The organism is Fictibacillus sp. 18YEL24 (genome assembly GCF_015903855.1).
In the GTDB taxonomy this organism is placed as follows: Bacteria; Bacillota; Bacilli; order Bacillales; family Fictibacillaceae; genus Fictibacillus; species Fictibacillus phosphorivorans_C.
Genome location: NZ_JACZDT010000001.1, coordinates 786,330 through 806,866, shown reverse-complemented (window position 1 = coordinate 806,866; position 20,537 = coordinate 786,330). Strand labels below are relative to the sequence as shown.

Annotated in this window: 23 protein-coding genes and 1 other annotated feature; of the genes, 13 read left to right on the top strand and 10 right to left on the bottom strand. The window is 40.9% G+C overall.

The window, feature by feature from the left end; all coding sequences use genetic code 11:
- Positions 1-20: 20 nt before the first annotated feature.
- From namA to HU823_RS04235, 3 genes are all read right to left on the bottom strand, one after another.
- Positions 21-1,058: an NADPH dehydrogenase NamA gene (gene namA, locus HU823_RS04245; RefSeq protein ID WP_231607254.1), complete on the bottom strand. Its 1,038-nt coding sequence runs from the start codon at positions 1,056-1,058 to the stop codon at positions 21-23.
- A gap of 58 nt (positions 1,059-1,116) precedes the next feature.
- Positions 1,117-1,875: a glycerophosphodiester phosphodiesterase gene (locus HU823_RS04240; RefSeq protein WP_197221254.1), complete on the bottom strand. Its 759-nt coding sequence runs from the start codon at positions 1,873-1,875 to the stop codon at positions 1,117-1,119.
- Between the two features lie 327 nt (positions 1,876-2,202).
- Positions 2,203-2,382, bottom strand: coding sequence for a hypothetical protein (locus tag HU823_RS04235; protein ID WP_144699210.1), 180 nt, complete (start codon positions 2,380-2,382; stop codon positions 2,203-2,205).
- A gap of 141 nt (positions 2,383-2,523) precedes the next feature.
- On the opposite strand from HU823_RS04235, the gene HU823_RS04230 reads away from it, so the two are divergent.
- The gene (locus tag HU823_RS04230) at positions 2,524-2,862 is read left to right on the top strand and encodes a DUF3889 domain-containing protein (protein ID WP_144699212.1); all 339 of its coding nucleotides are present in this window, start codon (positions 2,524-2,526) and stop codon (positions 2,860-2,862) included.
- A 4-nt stretch (positions 2,863-2,866) separates the two neighbouring features.
- Here the strand turns inward: HU823_RS04230 and proC are convergent, their stop codons facing one another.
- The gene (proC, locus tag HU823_RS04225; RefSeq protein WP_186320484.1) at positions 2,867-3,685 is read right to left on the bottom strand and encodes a pyrroline-5-carboxylate reductase; all 819 of its coding nucleotides are present in this window, start codon (positions 3,683-3,685) and stop codon (positions 2,867-2,869) included.
- A gap of 50 nt (positions 3,686-3,735) precedes the next feature.
- Positions 3,736-3,945 (bottom strand) — a binding site (T-box leader).
- A gap of 96 nt (positions 3,946-4,041) precedes the next feature.
- Between proC and HU823_RS04220 the strand changes: the two genes are divergently transcribed.
- A complete protein-coding gene (locus HU823_RS04220) occupies positions 4,042-5,019 on the top strand; it encodes an MBL fold metallo-hydrolase (protein WP_197221253.1) in 978 nt (325 codons plus the stop codon).
- Complete coding sequence (locus tag HU823_RS04215; protein WP_197221252.1) at positions 5,016-5,807, top strand: SDR family NAD(P)-dependent oxidoreductase; 792 nt, start codon at positions 5,016-5,018, stop codon at positions 5,805-5,807. Before HU823_RS04220 ends, HU823_RS04215 begins: the two co-directional genes overlap by 4 nt.
- A gap of 269 nt (positions 5,808-6,076) precedes the next feature.
- On the opposite strand, the gene HU823_RS04210 is transcribed toward HU823_RS04215, so the two are convergent.
- Entirely contained in the window at positions 6,077-6,277 is a 201-nt protein-coding gene (locus tag HU823_RS04210; protein ID WP_144699220.1) for a YqzH family protein, read from the bottom strand.
- Positions 6,278-6,441: 164 nt separating this feature from the next.
- Here HU823_RS04210 and HU823_RS04205 point away from each other — a divergent pair, with 164 nt between their 5' ends.
- Together HU823_RS04205 and HU823_RS04200 are read left to right on the top strand one after the other, a co-directional pair.
- On the top strand, positions 6,442-7,698 hold the full coding sequence (locus tag HU823_RS04205) for a DNA polymerase thumb domain-containing protein (RefSeq protein WP_197221251.1): 1,257 nt from the start codon (positions 6,442-6,444) through the stop codon (positions 7,696-7,698).
- A gap of 15 nt (positions 7,699-7,713) precedes the next feature.
- Positions 7,714-8,043, top strand: a complete 330-nt coding sequence (locus HU823_RS04200; protein WP_197221250.1) for a YolD-like family protein — start codon at positions 7,714-7,716, stop codon at positions 8,041-8,043.
- Between the two features lie 67 nt (positions 8,044-8,110).
- Here the strand turns inward: HU823_RS04200 and HU823_RS04195 are convergent, their stop codons facing one another.
- Complete coding sequence (locus HU823_RS04195; protein WP_137788969.1) at positions 8,111-8,842, bottom strand: ZIP family metal transporter; 732 nt, start codon at positions 8,840-8,842, stop codon at positions 8,111-8,113.
- Positions 8,843-8,986: 144 nt separating this feature from the next.
- Here HU823_RS04195 and HU823_RS04190 point away from each other — a divergent pair, with 144 nt between their 5' ends.
- A complete protein-coding gene (locus tag HU823_RS04190) occupies positions 8,987-10,315 on the top strand; it encodes an N-acetylmuramoyl-L-alanine amidase (protein ID WP_197221249.1) in 1,329 nt (442 codons plus the stop codon).
- A 322-nt stretch (positions 10,316-10,637) separates the two neighbouring features.
- On the opposite strand, the gene HU823_RS04185 is transcribed toward HU823_RS04190, so the two are convergent.
- Positions 10,638-10,886 (bottom strand): HPr family phosphocarrier protein, encoded by a 249-nt coding sequence (locus tag HU823_RS04185; RefSeq protein WP_066395916.1) that lies wholly within the window; start codon positions 10,884-10,886, stop codon positions 10,638-10,640.
- A gap of 93 nt (positions 10,887-10,979) precedes the next feature.
- On the opposite strand from HU823_RS04185, the gene HU823_RS04180 reads away from it, so the two are divergent.
- Positions 10,980-11,633 carry a TVP38/TMEM64 family protein gene (locus tag HU823_RS04180; protein ID WP_186320485.1) on the top strand — a complete coding sequence of 218 codons (654 nt, stop codon included), beginning with the start codon at positions 10,980-10,982 and terminating at the stop codon, positions 11,631-11,633.
- A gap of 3 nt (positions 11,634-11,636) precedes the next feature.
- On the opposite strand, the gene HU823_RS04175 is transcribed toward HU823_RS04180, so the two are convergent.
- Positions 11,637-11,900, bottom strand: coding sequence for an HPr family phosphocarrier protein (locus tag HU823_RS04175; protein WP_066395914.1), 264 nt, complete (start codon positions 11,898-11,900; stop codon positions 11,637-11,639).
- Between the two features lie 219 nt (positions 11,901-12,119).
- Here HU823_RS04175 and HU823_RS04170 point away from each other — a divergent pair, with 219 nt between their 5' ends.
- The gene (locus HU823_RS04170; RefSeq protein WP_197221248.1) at positions 12,120-12,581 is read left to right on the top strand and encodes a hypothetical protein; all 462 of its coding nucleotides are present in this window, start codon (positions 12,120-12,122) and stop codon (positions 12,579-12,581) included.
- Positions 12,582-12,631: 50 nt separating this feature from the next.
- Here HU823_RS04170 and HU823_RS04165 read toward each other — a convergent pair whose 3' ends face one another.
- Entirely contained in the window at positions 12,632-15,793 is a 3,162-nt protein-coding gene (locus tag HU823_RS04165) for an efflux RND transporter permease subunit (protein ID WP_197221247.1), read from the bottom strand.
- A gap of 164 nt (positions 15,794-15,957) precedes the next feature.
- Between HU823_RS04165 and HU823_RS04160 the strand changes: the two genes are divergently transcribed.
- The gene (locus HU823_RS04160) at positions 15,958-16,503 is read left to right on the top strand and encodes a PadR family transcriptional regulator (RefSeq protein WP_137788976.1); all 546 of its coding nucleotides are present in this window, start codon (positions 15,958-15,960) and stop codon (positions 16,501-16,503) included.
- 6 nt (positions 16,504-16,509) lie between these two features.
- Positions 16,510-16,848, top strand: coding sequence for an iron-sulfur cluster biosynthesis family protein (locus HU823_RS04155; RefSeq protein ID WP_144699236.1), 339 nt, complete (start codon positions 16,510-16,512; stop codon positions 16,846-16,848).
- 19 nt (positions 16,849-16,867) lie between these two features.
- Here HU823_RS04155 and HU823_RS04150 read toward each other — a convergent pair whose 3' ends face one another.
- Complete coding sequence (locus HU823_RS04150; RefSeq protein ID WP_144699238.1) at positions 16,868-17,773, bottom strand: hydroxymethylglutaryl-CoA lyase; 906 nt, start codon at positions 17,771-17,773, stop codon at positions 16,868-16,870.
- Positions 17,774-17,918: 145 nt separating this feature from the next.
- Here HU823_RS04150 and HU823_RS04145 point away from each other — a divergent pair, with 145 nt between their 5' ends.
- The 3 genes from HU823_RS04145 to HU823_RS04135 are packed head-to-tail and all read left to right on the top strand — an operon-like array spanning position 17,919 to position 20,525.
- Positions 17,919-19,118 carry an acetyl-CoA C-acetyltransferase gene (locus HU823_RS04145; RefSeq protein WP_197221246.1) on the top strand — a complete coding sequence of 400 codons (1,200 nt, stop codon included), beginning with the start codon at positions 17,919-17,921 and terminating at the stop codon, positions 19,116-19,118.
- Positions 19,119-19,162: 44 nt separating this feature from the next.
- The gene (locus tag HU823_RS04140) at positions 19,163-19,855 is read left to right on the top strand and encodes a CoA transferase subunit A (RefSeq protein WP_144699242.1); all 693 of its coding nucleotides are present in this window, start codon (positions 19,163-19,165) and stop codon (positions 19,853-19,855) included.
- A gap of 16 nt (positions 19,856-19,871) precedes the next feature.
- Positions 19,872-20,525, top strand: coding sequence for a CoA transferase subunit B (locus tag HU823_RS04135; protein ID WP_144699244.1), 654 nt, complete (start codon positions 19,872-19,874; stop codon positions 20,523-20,525).
- Positions 20,526-20,537 lie beyond the last annotated feature (12 nt).

Genomic DNA, 20,537 nt, shown 5'->3' with positions numbered 1-20,537 from the left:
GAGCCAGCTTTGTTTCATTCTTACCAACCACGTTCATATTGTTTTGGACTTTCGATCTCTGTTCCAAGATCTTGTGCGGCTGATCGCGGCCAATACGGATCTTTCAAAAACTCTCGACCGATAAAAATAAGATCAGCTCTCTTGTTTTGTAAGATCTCTTCCGCCTGTCTGCCTGTTGTGATCAAGCCAACAGCTGCAGTTGCAATCTCAGCTTCGTTTTTAATCTTGTCAGCAAAAGAAACTTGATACCCAGGGAACGTCGGAATCTTTGCTGGTACAACAGCTCCTGAACTACAGTCGATAAGATCGACCCCGTCTTCTTTCATCCACTTTGAATAGGTTACAAAATCTTCTGTTGTATTTCCTTCTGGGTGATAATCATTCGCTGAAATACGAACAAACAGCGGACCTTGCCATTCTAATCTGACAGCAGCAATGATTTCTTGTAAGAATCGGTAGCGATTTTCTTGGCTGCCTCCATAAGAATCAGTTCTTCTGTTAGACAGAGGGGAGAGGAATTCATTGATCAAATATCCATGCGCTCCATGAATCTCAATCACATCAAATCCTGCAGTCTTTGCTCTCTTTGCTGCACTTCGAAATTGCTTCACTGTCTCTTCGATCTGCTGAAGTGACATTTCTTCTGGTGTCTTCATCTTTTCAGAAAAAGCGATAGCAGATGGGGCGATGATCGGTCCGTCTATCATAGCCTTGCGTCCTGCATGGGCGATTTGAATCGCTGCTTTTGAGCCGTTTTCTTGTATGGATGAAACGAGCTTTGACAGACCTTCTACATGGCTGTCATCCCAGATTCCTAAGTCTTCAGCACTTATTCTTCCTTGAGGGCTTACTGCTGCTGCTTCGGTCATGATCAGCCCGGTCTGACCCATTGCTCTAGACGTGTAATGAGTCATATGCCAAGGGGTCACAATCCCATCTTGCTCATAACAAGAATACATACACATAGGTGACATAACAATCCGATTCTTTAACGTTACGTCACGGATGGTCAATGGTTGAAACAATAACGGTTGAATATAAAACAACTCCTTTTTCATTAAGACAAGCTTTTTTTAGCATCATTACTTTTCTTTCTCATTGTAGTACGTTTAATCACTATTTTTGAAGAAATCTGCTCTTTGAATGTGGTTGAAGGCTGTTCAACAGTTCTCTTGCTAGAATCGGATAGTCGGTTATGATCGCTTCGGAGCCCCACTCAAAAAAATACTTCATCCACTTTTGACTGTTTACCGTATATGGACGAACAGGAATATTATTTGTTTTAAAACCTTTCATGATGTAAGGGTGCAGAGATTTATAGTTTGGGTGCGCACTTTGTGAACAAACAGCTTTTACATACTCCCACGGTTCAAATAATCCAGAAGAGTATAGGGGGGCGGTCTGCACGTAACCGTTTATTTTTCTAATCTTGACTAAACTGTAATGATTGAATGAGGAGATCACTGTTCGATCCATCATTCCATAGTGATGCAACAATTGAAGTACCTTTTCTTCAAGACCGTTATATTCGATGATATTGTTTTTTAATTCGATATTAAGCAACATAGGCAGCGGGGCTATCCATTCTAAGAATAGCTGAAGAGAAGGGATGGCTTCTTTGCTAAATCCCTTTGAAAACCAGCTTCCCGCATCTAATTGGGCTAGTTCTTCATAAGTGTAATCAACAACATAGCCTTTTCTGTTAGTAGTCCGATCTACCTTCTCATCATGGATGATGACAGGTACACCATCTTTAGAAAGCTGTACATCAAGTTCGATCCCATCAGCACCATCATTAAATGCTTTTTTAAATGCAGCCATCGTATTTTCAGGACAATCCTTACTCGATCCTCTATGAGCAAATATATAGGTCAAGAATGTAAGCTCCCTTCATAGAAAAAGATTATAGACAGTATAAGTTAAATAAAGACGGAGATGAAATGAAAGGCTTCATAGTAAACTTATGAAAGTGGTTGATTTCCGTTTCAGGTGCTCCCTTTCCGCGGGGCGACCGGTGAGCCACTTGCCGCTTTGCGGCTCTAAGTGTCTCATCTGACCGCTCGTCCCGCAGGAGTCTCGCACCTTCCACTCCAATCAACATTCAAAGGAGACAAAAATCTAAAAGCATTTCTAATTTAGACCAACATACTAAAACACAGCCAGAATGAAAGAAACCCTTCCTGTTTGTAGAGGAAGGGTGAGTTATTTTCTGCGTCTAGAACGCTTCTTTTTTTCTTCTCTGTTGTGTTCTTCAACAGTGGCTCCTTTTTCTGTCAGCCAGTGGATAAAAACAAGCTCTTTGTCAGTAAGAGATCGTTTCGTAAACTTTTCAAACTGAACGCGCAATTCAAGGTATCTTTGGGAAATTTCTACTTCGGTCACACAAATCCCTCCCTAAATCTAGCTCTAGCTTCTACTTAAATGATAAAGAGTAAGTAAAGGGCTTGTCAATTTTTTCTAATCGCCAATTTCTGCAGAGAAAACGAGAGAATTGGTGCAAAATAACGAAAAGGAGTTGATAGTATGAAGATTTCCAGCAAGTTAATCTGCTTGATTATGGCCAGTTTTTTGATTTGTAGCTCACTTTCCCTTACAGTCTCTGCAGAAAGTCCAAGGGTTCAAGAACCTACTTATGCAAAATGGGGAAGGCTCGCTGTTTTTGAAACAGGGAAACGCTACCCCGATTATGATATCGTTGATTATTTGTATGTTGGACGAACGACAGCCCAAAATGAAGATATTGTCGAAAGATTTAAACTGTGGATCAAGAAAGGTGCTTCAGAAAAGGGAGTTATTATAACGATTACACTAACTCCAAGTGGTGTATTTAAGAATATTTCATTTCAAGAGACAGTCCGTTAACACATCAGTTCATTCTTCCTAACTCTTCTGACCGTTTCACCGCTCTTTTGATACAAGCCAAAAATGCATCTTGAACTCCAAATTGATCAAGTTTACCGATTCCTGCCTCTGTCGTACCGCCAGGACTGGTTACTTTTCTTCTAAGCTCAATAGGGGATTCTGTAGTTTGTTTGAGCATAAGAGAGGCACCTAAAAGCGTTTGAGAGATTAAAGTCTTTGCTTCTTCTTCAGAAAGATTTAATTCTTCAGCCGCTTTTTGCATGGCTTCAGCGATATAGTAAACATAGGCAGGACCGCTTCCAGAGAGGCCTGTAACGATATGAAGTTTTTCTTCAGGGACAAGAGTAACCGTTCCGATCGTCTCAAACAGCTCGAGAGATTTTTCAATATGCGATTGCAAGGCATACATTCCTGAGGAGAGTGCAGTCGCAGAATGTCCGATCGATGCGGAGGTGTTTGGCATCGCTCTCATTATAGGGTTATTAAGATCAAGCCAGTTTGTTAGCGTTTCAGTGGATATGCCAGCCATAACAGAAATGATCAGCTGATGACTCTTAACAAATGGCTTGATGGTGTTAACCGCATTGTGCGCATCCTTTGGTTTTACCGCAAGAATAATAATATCGGCACCAACGATCGCTTCTTCTATCGTTGAAGCCGGTACTACACCATACTTTACTCGAAGATCATTCACTCGTTGTGTATTACTTCGATTTTTTATCGTAATCAGATCAGCTTGCCATTTCTCTTTTTTGATCAATCCTTCCATAATGGCCTCAGCCATCGATCCGGCACCAATAAACGTTATCTTTTCTGTTCCCACGGGTGACCCCTCCCAAAAATTTGAGTATAAAAAAACTCCCAGTCCTAAATATAAAGGACGGATGGGAGTGATCCGTGGTACCACCTTTGTTGGCATGATTGCTTGCCCGCTCAAGATGTCTTTATCGCAGAACTGCGCCAGATTTCTCCAGACTGCTCCAGGGCAGGTTCAGTAATTCCTTTACGGTGAAATCTTGCAGCCTATGGATTCCACTCTCTAAACGGAGGAGATTACGTACTAATCCCTTTCAACGCATTTATTTATTGGCCATAATTGGCATTTCTTTTATATTTTAAAAAACATTATGCTATGATTTCTATATGTATGTCAACTAGTTATTTTATTTGGAGGAAAAGATGAATCAAAAAACAGCTATTATTCCGATTACTCTTCCTACACCGTTTGATGTAGGTCCTGTAAACTGTGTCCTCCTAAAAAGTGATGCGGTTACGCTCGTTGATTCCGGAGCAAAAACCGAAGAAAGCAGACAACTGCTTATCTCTATTCTCAAGGATCACGGACTCACTTTCAAGGATTTAGACCATTATATCTGCACGCACTACCATCCTGATCATGCGGGACTATCAAAAGAGATCCAAGAGAATGGTGTTCAGACCCTCATGCTTAAAGAAGCGGTTCCTTACGTGAGTGGCGATCTTCATTTTATTGAACAGGGAGAAATGTTTTATACGAATCTCTATCATTCTTTCGGAGTGCCAGATGCTCTCGGTAGATTAGAACTGTTAAAGCTGCGGAAATATCGTACGTTCTCAAGCTCGTTTGTTCCAGACACCTTGCCTTTACCTGGTGATGAAGTACCTGGTCACGAGGGATTTATCTTTTTAAAGACGCCCGGACATGCCCCAGATCACCTTTCTCTTTATCATGAAGAAGATGGGATCTTAATCGGTGGGGATGTGCTGCTGCCTCATATCTCGTCAAATGCCCTATTAGAACCGCCTGCTGTAAACGAAACAGAGCGGCCCAGAACATTGCTTCAATACCGAGAGACATTGCAATACCTATACACGCTGAACTTAAAAACAGTATACCCTGGACATGGCGAGCCTTTTACTAATGCAGCACAGTTGATCACAAAACGACTTCACGATCACACCGAGCGTGCAAAAACGCTTGAACATCTGTTGAGCGATGAGCCGTTAACTGTTTATGAACTGTGCAGACGCCTGTTTCCAAAACTATATGAAAAGCAACTTGGTTTGGTAGTTTCCGAAGTTGTAGGGCATCTCGATCTGCTTCAGTCAGAAGGACGAGTACAAGTAGAGGAAGAGAACAAGGTATCACATTATCGCAGAACAGGAGTTATAAGATGAGTACATTAAAAAACAAAGTGGTCTTGATAACAGGAGCATCTGGGGGGCTCGGGGCTCACCTCGCTATGGATGTTGCTAAAAAAGGAGCGACGCCCATCCTTACTGCAAGAAGAGAAGATCAGCTGAAAGTGGTACAGGAAGCCATCTTAAAAGCTACGAATATAAAAGCGCCTTATTATATTTTAGATGTTTCAAACACAGACAGCGTTGAGGAGGTTTTCTCAACGATCCTTAGTGAACATGAGAACATACATATTTTAGTGAACAATGCGGGTTATGGTATTTTTGAAGAGTTTGTAGATTCGCCATGGAAAAATATCGAAGGAATGTTTTCAACGAACGTTCTTGGGCTTATGGCGTGTACGAGAGCTGTTCTGCCTCACATGCTTCAAAGAGGAAGCGGTCATATCGTGAATATTGCTTCTCAGGCCGGTAAGATCTCAACGCCAAAATCGAGCGTATACGCAGCAACGAAACATGCTGTGTTAGGATTCTCAAACGGGTTGCGTTTGGAGGTCGCACACAAAGGGGTAGACGTGACAACCATCAACCCTGGACCGATCGCGACCAACTTCTTTACACTTGCTGATCAGTCTGGCAATTACGTTAAAAATGTTCAAAAACTGATGCTTCAGCCTTCACATGTCTCAGAAAAAATTGTTAGAGCAATGGAGCGTCCGGTTCGTGAGATCAACCTGCCATGGTGGATGAACGTAGGAAGCACGATGTATCAAGTGATGCCAAAATTGATTGAAACACTAGGTGGGAAATCGTTCAGACAGAAGTAAGTTGCTATAATATTATTATGTAAACAAAATGGAGAGTTTTAAGACTTTGGAGCTGGTTATGAAACTCGTGGATTGAAGTCCAAAACTCGTGGATGGAAGTCCAAAACTTGTGGATTAAAGCCTAAAACTCGTGGATGGAAGCCCAAAACTTGTGGATCACTGCCCGAAACTCGTGGATTGCTGCTTAAAATCCATCAATCACAGTCCAAACTTCTCACACCAACATCAAAAAAATAAGCAGGTTCCCCTCTTCAAAAGACGGAACCTGCTTATTTATTTGTAAAATAGGCATACACAACGTCCTGAATGATGCTGTAAACAGCCTCATTTTGATCTTCCTCCTGCATCTGGCGCAATACTTTTTCTTCGAGATTTCTCCACTCTTCCTCTGTTAATGTACAATTTTCTTCTTCCCATAAATAATCCTTCAACGATCGTTTAATCATTTTTCTTATCAATAAGGGGTTCATTTCTTCACCTGTCTTTCCTTATAAATCCTAGACTTTTGCCTCAAAAACGTCAATCTGCAAAATTTGCTGAAAAAATTACCATTGTTATAAGAACATACATTCGGTTAAAATGGGTATACATATAAAGAACAGATGTTCGTAAATTGACGAAAGGGGTGTGTCGAATGAACTATGATGAAATGCCTAAGCGTACGATCCTATGTATGGACATGAAAAGTTTTTATGCAAGCTGTGCTGCTGTTCGCTTAGGGTTAAATCCGCTGACATGTCATTTGGCAGTAGTAGGGGATACGGAAAGACAGGGAAGCGTTGTGCTTGCAGCATCACCAAGACTAAAGGCTGATTTTGGTATTCGAACAGGCAACCGTCTGTTTGAGATTCCAAAAAATAAAAACATTATCGTTGTAAACGCCCAGATGGCTTATTTCCTAGAAAGATCGATGGAGATTACGAAGATGCTGCATCGCTACGTTCCACCAGAGTCGATCCACACATATAGCGTGGATGAAAGCTTTCTTCAAGCTGACGGAACAGAAAGGTTGTGGGGAAGCGCACAAGAACTTGCTGAGAGAATTCGCCGTGACATCTGGCGAGAGTTTGGATTGCCATGTGCGATCGGAATCGGTCCGAACATGCTCATGTCAAAACTTTGTCTCGATCTTGACGCGAAGAAAAAAGGAGTAGCGCAGTGGGGGTATGAAGATGTAGAGAAGAAGTTATGGCCTCTATCCCCGCTAAGCCAGATGTGGGGAATCGGATCAAGAGTAGAGCGGACGTTAAACAGGATGGGTATTGTAACAGTCGGTGACCTCGCACATTATCCTCTCGAACTTTTAGAGAAAAAATTCGGGATCATGGGAAATCAGCTCTATCATCATGCTTGGGGCATCGATCTGTCTGAAATTGGTGCGCCCATTATGCAAGGTCAGGTCAGTTACGGAAAAAGCCAGATCTTACTTCGGGATTATACAGATATAACGGAGATCAAACATGTCATTTTAGAGATGTGTGAAGAGGTGGCAAGACGTGCGAGAAGGGCGAGAAAAGCAGGAAGGACGATTAGTTTTGGGCTAGGGTACAGCAAAGATGAAGGTGGTGGCGGCTTTCATCGTTCTAAATCAATCGATCAGCCATCTAATATCACGATGGAGCTGTATGAAGTGTGTTTAGAACTTCTTCAAACCTTTTATCGTGGAGAGACGGTGCGTAAGATCTCGATCGCCCTTTCTAATGTCTGTGAAGATACTGAAACACAGCTTACTTTGTTTTCTTTAGATCATCCAAAGAAAAGAAAGATCGGCTATGTTATGGATGATATTCGGCAAAAATACGGCTCCAACTCTCTTTTGCGAGCTGTTTCTTATACAAAAGGAGGAACAGCATTATACAGAAGCCGACTTTTAGGCGGACATAAGGCATAAGGGGGCGGAAGAACGGTGATTCGTGACAGAGGAAACATTAAGTGGACGGCAATGATGCTGCCGGAGCATGTAAAAATGTTAAGAGAGCATCAGGACGGTCTGGACTATGGAAGAAAGCCAGAATTAGATGAACAAAAGTACGAAGAATTCAATGAGACAATCTGTGTTGCGATGGAAGAGAACCAAGCGCTGAAGTTTACGTATTTTGAAAAAGGCAGGGCGCTCGTAACTATAGGCCATGTGCATTATATTGACGAATATAAAAAAGAGTTAAGGGTGCTGAATAAAGAGAAAAAGATGCATATCTTAAAAGTGACTGACATTATGGACGTGGAATATGCATAGCTGAGTAAGAATATAGCATGAAAAAAAACAGCAAAAACTAACGTTGAAGATAGTTTTTGCTGTTTATTTATCCAAAGATTTGAGTTAAGTAAATCATGATCAAGAGCCCGGCAATAAAGGATAAAGTAGCAGATCGAGCGTGACCGTCACCATGACTTTCTGGTATGAGTTCTTTATAGACGATAAAGAGCATGGCGCCGGCGGCAAAGGAAAGGCCATAAGGCACAAGATTCTCTACATAAGATGTGAGCACATACCCAAGCAAAGCCGTAACGATCTCAACAGCACCTGTTAATGTTGCAATAAGGAAAGCCTTGAAACGATTCATATTTTGATGAATGAGAAAAAGAGCTACTAACAGACCTTCAGGTGCGTTTTGAAGTCCGATTGCAAATGCGATCAAACCGCCAAGTCCTGTATTTTCACTAGCATAACTGACCCCAACAGAAAGACCTTCCGGCAGGTTGTGCAAGGTAATCGCAGCAATGACAAGAAAGGCTTTAGCATCGATGCCCTTAAAAATCTTAGAATGATCAAGATCAACGTGCGGAACGAACCTTTCTAAGAGTAAGAGTGTTAGGGTACCGAGTGTGATACCAATCGTAAGTACAGTTAGATTTGATAGTTCAAGAGCTTGAGGAATCAAGCTGAACGTTGAAGCAGCGACCATGATACCTGCAGTAAGAGCAAGTAATATGTCGCGAAACCGATGTGTTACCTGAGACCAGAAAAGAACAGGCAGTGCACCAAAACCGGTTGCTAATGCAGATAAAACACTTCCAAATAAAGCAGCTTCCATTCTGTTACCACCTTAGTCAAATATCCAATTTTATAAAAATAGTCATATGGCTCTTTTAGTATACCGCCAAATCCTTTTTAATAGAAGTAAGCGCCATTTTCATTTCAAAAAGCGCTTCTATCGGAGAAATAAGAAGGTGACAATTTGAAAGTCATAATCATTGACCCGGGCCATGGAGGTAATGATCCAGGAGCGGTAAATAAAGAGCAATTTGAAAAAGTATATAATCTGGCAATCGCCAAAAAGATACAAGCTAATCTTCAAAACAACTATGAAGTGACGGTCATTATGACTCGAACAGGTGATACAACCGTATCATTAGAAGAAAGAACAAATTTAGCAAACAGCAAGAATGCAGAGGTGTTTGTGTCTATCCACCAGAACATCGGTGGGGGAGAAGGCTTTGAAAGCTATGTGCATCAGCGAGCGGGTGCTGAAACGAAAAGGATACAAAACGTTTTACATGCATCAGTCGCTGCTCTTATGAGTAAGTACGGTGCGCGCGACAGAGGACAAAAACAAGCTGATTTTCACATACTTCGTGAAACGAAAAAGTCAGCTGTCTTATTAGAAGTGCTTTTCATGGATAACGAGAAAAACTTGGCACTTTTAAAAAGAGAGGATTTTCAAAACGAATTGTCTATAGCGATTGCACAAGGAATCGCACAAAGTCTTTCTCTTCCAAAAAAACAGGTACAGATTACACAAACACAAATCTTCAATGTGATCGCAGGTGCGTTTGAGCAAAAAGAGAATGCGGTTGCTCGTGTTTCACTCCTAGCTAAACAAAACGTAACAGCTTTTATTGACGAAATAAAAAACGGAAACAAAACGTATTACAGAGTTCAGGCTGGAGCTTTTCAGAATCGAGAATACGCAGAGAATTTTGCTAAAAAGATACGTTCAGAAGGCGTAGCGGATGCTTATGTGGTAGAAAAAAATACAAATGAGCAGCCTCCAGTCAAAGAACCGCCAAAACCAGGTCCCGAGCCACCAAAGCCTAACCCGGATCCACCAAAACCAACACCCGAGACTCCAAAGGGACTGACGATAGGAGGTTCAACGCTATTAACAGCAGAAGAGATGGATCGATTTGTTAGGAAGGTCAATCCGAATGCACCTCCTGTAGCTGCTCTTTACGTTCAGATCGGACAGGTGTATGGGATTAGAGGGGATGTGGCATACGCTCAGGCTATTCAAGAAACAGGGTACTTCCGCTTTGAAGGAAATGTTAAGGCTTCACAGAATAATTATGCCGGAATCGGTGCGACAGGAAAGAACGAATCAGCCGTGTTTAAGACTCCTCAAGAAGGGGTATTAGCACACATCCAGCACTTGTTTGCTTATACGTCTACACAACCTCTGCCTTCCCAATATCCTCTCGTTGATCCTAGATTCCAATATGTTCAAAGAGGCAGTGCTGTGACATGGGCACAGCTCAACGGAAAATGGGCCATTCCAGGAACGACGTAAAGTACTATGATATTGGATATTTACAAAAAAATGCTAAATGAAGCGAAAATCCCGTTGCAAACAAGAATGAATTCTTTAAATGCAATGTTGAATGAATTATAAAAAACGTCGGATTCACGAGTGATTTTTCATAAACAGTAAAAAATAAGGCTTCGCATGTGAATCGTTTATGCGAAGTCCTTATATATTTTTTTAAAAATTAAATGTACGCGTATGGAAGCTGTTAAATTTTACATAGCCAAACTGTATTGGCTTTTAAAAGTAAGGAAGAATTAGCCAAAAAAGAATGATCTGTAATAAGATAATAATAAGAGCGATACGATTAAGATTTACAGCTTGCGAAAAGTCCAGACGAAAGTATCTTTTCTTTTAATTCTGTATTAGGCGGATCGCATATAATTTCAATGAAATCATCAGGATAGATAGACAATGCGATTATTCCGAGAAAACTCTTTCCGTCAGCTGTTCGATCTCCTTTTTGTAGATAGATGGATTCTGTAAAACTGCCTGTTAATTCAACAAGTTTAGCAGCACGCTCTGCATAAATAGGACGAGTTGCTTTTACGATCATAATCAATAACCTCCTTTGCCAATCACACTATGTATGGATATGTGCATAAGAAGGAAAAATGCTAACTAAATGAAACTTTCACATGGAGGAAACATGAAACTTACAAAAAAGTGGCTATATCTTACGTTATTGGTTGCAGGCTTAATCATTTTTTTTCTCTGGCTGCAAAAAAATTATAAGGGATTTAGTCCTGAAGAATTTAGAAATTGGATTGTACAGTGGGGATGGATCGCACCTTTTGTCTTTGTTGTCCTATATACATTGAGGCCGTTTGTGTTATTTCCATCTTCCATATTTGCCATTACAAGCGGTTTGTCGTTTGGTTTTTATTGGGGCTGTCTGTATACCTATCTCGGGTCACTAGGAGGAGGACTCCTAACGTATTTTGCTGTCAACCGCCTTGGCCGTTTTAAGAAAAATAAACAATGGAAAAACGAAAACTACGAAAAAGTACGAAACAAGATTGAAAGAGAAGGAATTCGTTTCGTCTTATTATTGAGACTGCTACCGGTATTGAACTTTGATCTCGTCAGTTACTTAACCTCCTTAACAAAGGTAAAGTTTAAAGACTATGCGATTGCTACTGCAATAGGGATCATTCCGGGAACAATCGCTTATACGTATTTAGGTACATCCATGACGTCAGGAAGCAAAAAAGTTGTATGGATCGGCACAACTCTTTTATTTGTTCTTGTCGGTCTACCCATGATTTTTAAGAAGAAGATGAAAGCAAAGGTAGGGTTGTAGAAGTTAAGAAGGTTGCTCCGGAGGCAAGATCAGACTCATAGCTGACTCAGCATCAGCACCTTCAACGATATAAAGAAAAGAATCTCCTTCTTTTAACGTTAAAAAGAACGCTACGAGCTGTGATAATCCTGTGGCTTGAATGGTAATACCATCTTTACTTAAAAATAGCTGGCTGTTCAGTCTCTTAGCAGAATGCATGATCTCAATGGCTTTACTCACTGTATATTTAGCGGTCACGATCACTTTTTGAGAGCAGATTTGTTTCATAATCTGAAGCCTCCTGTATGAGATGATTGCTGATATATTTCCCATAAGTAGAGAGGCCGAAACAAGGTCTTTAGTCCCGATGTGCAAAATGATGGAAAATATGTAGTGCTTTTGAATAAAGAAGGGTACATATAAAACGACATATTCAGCTGAAATGGAGAAGGCTGTAGAGGCAAGGAGGTAGAAAGGGAAATGGACTAGTAAATAGGGGGAGTCTGATTGCGAATTTCATTTATACTTTTCGTCATGACTGTTTTTCTTTTTAATCTGTCACAAACTTATGTGTTTGCCTCCTCACAGACCGTTGCTGAGAAAAAGGCAGGGGGCTTTCACTATAGCATAATAGCAGATGGAGAGATCTTGACTTGGAGTATTGGAGACGGTAAAAAACAAAGTGAGATCCAAGAAGGTAAAAAGAATCAGAGGGGGCTAGATCAATTCAGGGAAGCAGTTAATGAGATGAGCGTACAAAAATTCTCTTTAATTATCTATATATTGTATCTGATCTTTATTGGAATTATAGGGTACACCCTGTATAAAAGGGTTGCGAAGAAAAGGGAAGAACTCATGGCGATCGTTGCGCTTTTCGCGATGTATGCCATATACAAGTGTTATAGGGCGTACGAACTTTTTGTAGAAGCTCAGTGGGATGCCAAGTATTATTTGGCAGTTCTTACATAAAGCAAAAAAGAGTACAGCTGGCATGTGAAAGCCGGGCTGTACTCTTTTTTTTATGAATTTAATTTTGCTTTTTCACGTTTCGCCTGTCTTCTGAAGAATAACTCATACAGAACAGGTACGATGATCAACGTTAATAGAGTAGAAGTTGTTAGACCACCGATTACAACGATCGCTAATCCTTTAGAAATCAGCGTTCCTGACGACGTAGTTAATGCAAGCGGAATTAATGCTGCAATTGTTGCGAATGCTGTCATTAATATCGGACGTAAGCGAGTTTTACCAGCTTCTAATAGCGCCTCGCGAACTGGCATACCTTTAATCTCACGGTTTTGTCCGATGCGGTCTACTAATACGATCGCATTCGTTGTAACGATACCGATCAGCATGAGTATTCCGATCATCGCACTTACAGATAATGGTTCGTTAATCAAGTATAATCCTCCAATTGCTCCAACAGGAACGAATATGAGGGAAGAAAGGATGATGAATGGAATACGAGCTCTACCAAATGTGATCAACATCGTTAAATAAACGAGACCGATCGCAACTAGCATCGCAAGGCCAAGATCTTTGAACGTATCCATCGTTTCTTCGCTTCCTCCGCCACCTTCTGTGGATACAGAAGAAGGAAGGTCTACATTATCTTCAACGCCTTTAATAACGTCTTGTGTTACTTTTTGAACGTTGTCACCTTTTACTTGTGCAGAGACTTGCGCATATATCTTACCATCAAGCTTTTGGATTCCGGTTACAGTGTCTTTCTCAGTTACCTCAGCAACGTCTGAGATCTTAACCGGACCTGATGAACCAAATACAGTTAGATCCTTGATCTCATCAAGAGATTTAACTGCTTCGTCATATTCAACTTTCACGTTCTTTTGATCGCCGTCTAATGTAAGTTCTCCTACTTCAACAGGTTTTGTTACATCTGAGACTGCTCCTAGAATAGCGAAGCCTGATACGCCTTTTTCAGCTGCTTTTTCGGTATCAATGTCAACAGCCCATTGTTTTTGTGTATCTTTAAAGTTGTTTGATACATACTTGATCGAATCAATCGTCTTCATGTACTCTTCAACTTCACTTGCTGCTTTTTGTAGATCTTCTAAGTTGTTTGAATATAGATCAATATTGACTTCGTTGTTAGCTGGAGGCCCGCCGCTTGAAACTTCCTGCAAGCTGATTACGGTTCCTTCTGCTTTTTCGTCTGTGATCTCTTTGATATCTTTTTCTAGCTCTTTTAATTCTGTATCAATGTTTGCTTCTTTTTTGAGGTTAACAAAATAGTTGGCAACATTTTGACGCTTAAGACCGGTTTGGAAATCACGAGAACCGATACCAGCTGTTACATCTTCAATCGTACCGCGCTTAGAGAGGTACTCTTCAACTTCTAAAGACACTTCATTTGTCTTTGTTACGTTTGTACTTGCAGGTAATTCAACGTTAATCGTTAATGTTTTTTGCTCTTCATTCGGTAGGAACACCATTCCAAGTTTAGTTGCAAGGAAGAAAGATCCACCTAAAAGAATGAATGAAGTGAAAAGAACTAGAATCTTATGGTTCAGTGATGCTTTGATCAGTTTTTCATACCCACGCTGCAATGGACCATCGTTCTTTTCTGGTTTTACTGTTTTAAAAGCATACTTTGCTAGGATCGGCACTATTGTAACAGCAACGATCAATGATGCTAATAACGCGAATACAACGGTTAATGCGAACGGCAAGAAGAACTCACCTGTGATACCGCCGACAAGACCGAGTGGTAAGAATACAACGACGGTTGTAATCGTAGAAGACACGATCGCTTTTAAAATTTCGCGTGTGGAATCAATGATCAGCTCATCACGGTCGTAGTCACCATCTGTTTTACGGATTCTTCTAAAGATATTTTCGATAACCACGATACTATCATCTACAACACGTCCGACTGCTACTGCCATTCCACCCAGTGTCATGATATTTAAAGTAATATCAAGACGGTCTAAGAAGATAGCTGACACGAGCAGTGAAAGCGGAATTGAGATGATGGCGATGATGGTTGCTCTGAAGTTGCGAAGGAATATCAATACGGCTAAAGATGCGAACAATGCTCCAAATAATCCTTCTTTAACTAGCGTGTTTACTGAGTCTTTAATGCCTTCTGCCTGGCCGAAACCAATTGCATAGTCTAACTTATCATCGTATTTATTTTTGTTAAGCACTTCTAAAACTTTGTCAGCCACTTCGACCGTATTTGCATCTTGTTTCTTTGTTACGGCCATAGAGAGTGAAGCTTTTTGGTTATATCTTGTGATCTCACTAACATCATCTGTTTCTTTAACTTCAGCAAGATCACCAAGCTTTAAGTTTGCTGGTGCTTGAGGTGCTTGTGCTCCACCTGGTGCATTTTGACCGCCAGGTGCTCCACCAGCTCCGGGTTGACCTGCTTCACCAGGTGCTCCTCCACCAGCTCCTCCCGGAGACTGTGCAGGTGCGCCTTGACTTGAAGAGATCGTAATCTCCTTTAGTTCGGCAACTGTATCGACTACTTCTTCAACACGAACTGGGACTGTAATCGAGTCATCGGTTACCGTACCAGCAGGGAAAGAGAGGTCACGGCTGTTGATTGCTTCTTTAACAGCATTTAAGGTGATACCAGCTTCTTTTGCTTTTTCTTTATCAAGTGTGATCGAGACGAATGTTTCTTTAACACCACCTACAGATACGTTGTTCACACCTTGGATCTTTTTAAGTTCTGGAACTAATTCGTCATTAACGAATGCTTGGATGTTTTCTCCTTCTTTTTCAGGGAATAGAGAAATATTGTAGATAGGAATCGTTCCAAATGAGAAACGGCTTACCTCTGGTTCCACATCTTCAGGAAGATCCGTTTCTGAAATGATGGATTTGACTTGATCTTCTACCTCATCCATATTTGCGGTGAAAGGGAAATCCATACTAATGATAGATACGCTTTCGTTCGAAGAACTCTTAACGGTTTTTACATCCTCAACTTGCTTCAATTGTGTTTCAAGTTTGTCCGTTACTTGTTCGTTCACATCTTCAGGAGATGCTCCTGGATAAACGGTTTGAACGGTCAGCTGTGGAAACTCAACGTTTGGCAGCAAATCCACTTTCAAGTTCGTGAATGAGAAGACTCCACCAACAATGAGTAAAAATGAAAAGATGAATATTGCTACTGGATTTTTTAAGCTAAATCGTGTTAACCAGTTCATTGTTTTCTCTCCTACGTATGTTTTTATATTTCATATGTGTATTTTCACATATGTTTATATATAATATAATAGCTGTATAAGATTTATATCAAGTATTAAGAATAAAATATTTGTGAAAAATGTGTTACAATGCAAAGCAGAACAGAAAGAAAGAAGGGTATCAAATGGCGTTAAGGTATGCGCTGTTAGGTTTATTGGCGAAAAATGAAGCAACAGGTTACGAGCTAACACAGCAATTTAAAGAAACAGTTATTCATTTTTGGACAGCCCATCACACGCAGATCTATAGAGAACTCTTAAAGATGGAGGAAGAAGGACTCACACAATCAAAGACTGTACAGCAGAGTGATTACCCTGATAAGAAGATATATGCGATCACGGACAAAGGTTTTGAACAGCTGCTTGAATGGATGCTGAATAAACCTGTAAATGCACCAAAGCTGAAAGATGATTTGTTATTAAGGGTATCCATGTTTCATTTTATCCCGACAGACAAAGCGATTGCTTTTTTAGAAAAGAGTAAAGAACACCATCAGATGGGACTGATGATGACGAAAAAATGGCAAGAAGAGCACTTTCCAAAAGGAACGTATGGAAAAAACGAACTTGGCGAATTTTTAACAAGTGAATATGGCATTCGATATATGGAAAGCTGGTTATCATGGTGTAACTGGGCGATTAAAGTTCTAAAGAAGAAAGGTGAGTCATAAAACAGTATGGAAATTGTATTTACAGATGCAGCATTAACTCGATTGGAAAAGAAGGTACAGGGAAAAGAAGGGTACCTGAAACTCAAACATGATACAGAAGGCTGTGGCTGCGTTGTGAGCGGTGTAGCTGCCCTTGTTCTCGTCGAGCAAACAGAGGAGAACGATACCAAAATTGAGACGAATGGTCCAGATCTATTCATGGAATACAATACAGCTGTATTCTTTGCTGAAAAGATGACGATCGATGCACCAGCAGGCAACCACTTTTCATTAAAAAGCCCTGGTGAGATGCTGAATCCTTCAATGAAATACTATGATAGAACGAAACAAAACACGGGCTTATAAAATGCCCGTGTTTTGTTTGTTAAGGCTGAGGAACATTTTTTAACAGTTGAAACTGCTTGCTTGAAACAGGTTTGGAAAGAAGAGGAGAAATGTAAGCTGCTGCTTCAAGCAGTTTGTCAAGATGAATACCTGTTGATATTCCCATTTGAGATAGCATGTGTACAACATCTTCAGAAGCCACATTGCCTGAAGCTCCAGGTGCGAACGGACAACCGCCAAGCCCTCCAGCCGATGTATCAAAGCGATCGATTCCAGCTTGCAGACTCGCAAAGATGTTAGCAAGAGCCATTCCCCTTGTATCATGAAAATGAGCGGTTAAAAGTGTTGTTCCACGCAGATGATGTTTTAAGAGTGTAAACAGTTCAAAACACTCTGCTGGATTGGCCATACCGATCGTATCTGCCACACTTAGTTCATCCACACCCATCTCTTCAAAATCAAGACAAATTTTTAAAACGTCCTGTTCATCGATCTTTCCTTCGAATGGGCAATAAAAACTAGTAGAGATACAAGCCCTCACAAAGAATCCTCTGCGTTTTAAATCTTGAATCAGAGGTCGTAGTTCATTCATGCTCTCTTCTGTTGATCTATTAATATTCTTCTTATTGAACGTTTCGCTGACACCTACGAATACAGCAATATGCTTCACTCCAGATTCAACAGCTAAGTCAATTCCTTTTTGATTTGGAGCGAGGACAAAATTTCGTTGGTCGTCCAAGCAGTTATCAATAATAACAGAGGCATCTTGCATTTGAGGAACCCATTTCGGTGACACGAATGAGGTGAGCTCCATCTCTTGAAATCCGGCATTTTTTAATAGAGAAATAAATTCTATCTTATTCTTTGCAGGTATTAGATTCTTCTCATTTTGAAGACCATCTCGCGGTCCAACTTCTATAAGCGTAACCCTTTCAGGTAAGTCCACTAGTGTAAACCCCTTTCTTGAAAACGTTTTCTTATGGTTATTTTAACTAAAAAAAATCGTCTGTTGCAACACATTTAAATTGTTATGGTATGATAAAAAGGAATTTTCAGAAATTTAATAGAGATCTACAAGGAGGAGACTAGGAATGGTTTCAAGGGAGAGAGATGCTGTAGTTGTAAGCGCTGTCAGAACACCGATCGGAAGCTTTATGGGAAGCTTTAAAACGGTTGCGGCAACAGAATTAGGAGCAATCGCGATTAAAGATGCATTGAAAAAAGCTGGTGTCCCGCAAGATTCAGTAGATGAAGTCATCATGGGAAATGTTCTGCAAGCTGGACTCGGACAAAACCCGGCCCGACAAGCGGCTATGAAAGCTGGTTTGCAGAACGAGGTATCCAGTATGACGATTAATAAAGTATGCGGTTCAGGTCTCAAGGCGATTCATCTAGCGTGCCAAGCGATCTGGCTAGGCGAAGCAGATATTATCGTTTGCGGTGGAATGGAAAACATGAGCCAAGCTCCTTATCTTTTGAACGGAGCGAGAGATGGTCTCCGAATGGGTAATGCTCCTATGGTAGATTCGATGATTCAAGACGGATTATGGTGTGCATTTGGTGATTATCACATGGGAATCACCGCGGAAAACTTATGCGAGACACATTCATTGTCCCGTGAAGAGCTAGATAATTTTGCAGCAGAAAGTCAAAGAAAATGTGCACAAGCACAAGAACAAGGAAAATTTAATGACGAGATCACGCCGGTAGAGATTCCTCAACGTAAAGGTGATCCGATTATTGTTGATACAGATGAATACCCAAAACCAAGTTCAACGGCTGAAAAGTTAGGGAAGCTTCGCCCTGCTTTCAAGAAAGATGGAATGGTAACAGCAGGTAACTCGTCAGGCATCAATGATGGTGCTGCAGCACTTGTTGTGATGAGCAGAAAGAAAGCAGAAGAACTAGGGTTGAAACCGATTGCCGTTGTAAAAGCGAATGCAAGCGCTGGTGTTGCACCAGAAGTGATGGGAATCGGACCAGTGGAAGCTGTTAAAAAAGTTTTAAGAAAGACAAAGTTAAGCATGAATGACTTTGACTTAGTTGAAGCAAATGAAGCATTTGCAAGTCAATCTCTAGCGGTTGGCAAGGATCTTGAGTTTGATAAAGAAAAATTAAACGTAAACGGTGGAGCGATCGCACTTGGACATCCGATCGGAGCAAGCGGTGCAAGAATCGTTGTGACATTGCTTCATGAGATGAAACGCAGAAACGCAAAACGAGGTCTTGCGACGCTTTGTATCGGTGGTGGCCAAGGAGTAGCGTCAGTTTTTGAGAACGAAGCAGAATAAATGACTGTCAAACGATAAAGATCGTATGAAAAGGAGAGAGAAAAATGAAACCAATATTAAACTCAGCACTTGAAGCTGTAGCGGAGATAAAAGATGGATCTACTCTTTTAGTTGGAGGTTTCGGGCTCGTTGGAATTCCAGAAAACTTAATTTTAGCTTTAGTAGAAAAAGGAACAAAAGATCTTACCGTCATCTCAAACAACTGTGGAGTAGACGACTGGGGTCTTGGTCTTCTATTGAAGAACAAACAGATCAAGAAGATGGTTGGTTCCTACGTAGGAGAGAACAAAGAGTTTGAAAGACAAGTGTTATCAGGTGAGATTGAAGTAGATTTGATTCCACAAGGTACACTCGCTGAGAGAATTAGAGCAGGCGGTGCAGGCATTCCTGCGTTTTATACACCGGCTGGAGTAGGAACACCGATTGCTGAAGGAAAAGAAACTCGTACGTTTAACGATAAAGAATATCTGCTCGAAGAGGGGATCGTTGCAGATTTCAGTTTGATTCGCGCTGCAAAAGGAGATAAAGCAGGCAACCTGATCTATAACAAAACAGCTCGTAACTTCAATCCAATGATCGCAGCAGCAGGAAAAGTGACGATTGCTGAAGTAGAAGAGGTTGTTGAGATCGGTGATCTGCACCCCGATTACATACATACACCAGGTGTATATGTTCAAAAGATGATCGTCGGAACTCAAGAGAAACGTATTGAACGACTAACTGTAAAAAAAGGATAAGAGGAGGGAAACCATTATGAATATTAGAGAAAGAATTGCCAAAAGAGCTGAGAAAGAGATCGAATCAGGATTCTACGTAAATTTAGGAATTGGAATGCCGACGATGGTTGCCAATTTTATTTCCGACAATAAAGAGGTTGTTCTACAGTCAGAGAATGGCCTTTTAGGTATCGGCCCTTATCCGCTTGAAAATGAAGTTGATCCAGATCTGATCAATGCAGGGAAAGAAACCGTTACGGCAATTAAAGGTGCTTCTTACTTTGACAGTTCTGAATCGTTTGCGATGATCCGCGGCGGTCACATTGATATCGCGATATTAGGCGGAATGGAAGTTTCAGAGAACGGAGATCTAGCCAACTGGATGATTCCAGGGAAGATGATCAAAGGAATGGGTGGGGCGATGGATCTTGTGCACGGAGCAAAGAAGATCATCGTCATCATGGAACATGTAAACAAAGCAGGTGAAAGTAAGATCTTAAAACAATGCCAGCTTCCACTAACAGGAAAAGGTGTCGTAGAACGAATCATTACAGACCGTGCTGTCATGGATGTATCTGATAAAGGTCTTCTGTTAAGAGAAGTAGCAGAAGGATACTCCGTAGAAGATGTAGTAAGTTCAACAGAGGCTAAACTAACCGTTGCAGAGGATGTTAAGCTAAACGCCTATTAACAAAACCCATTC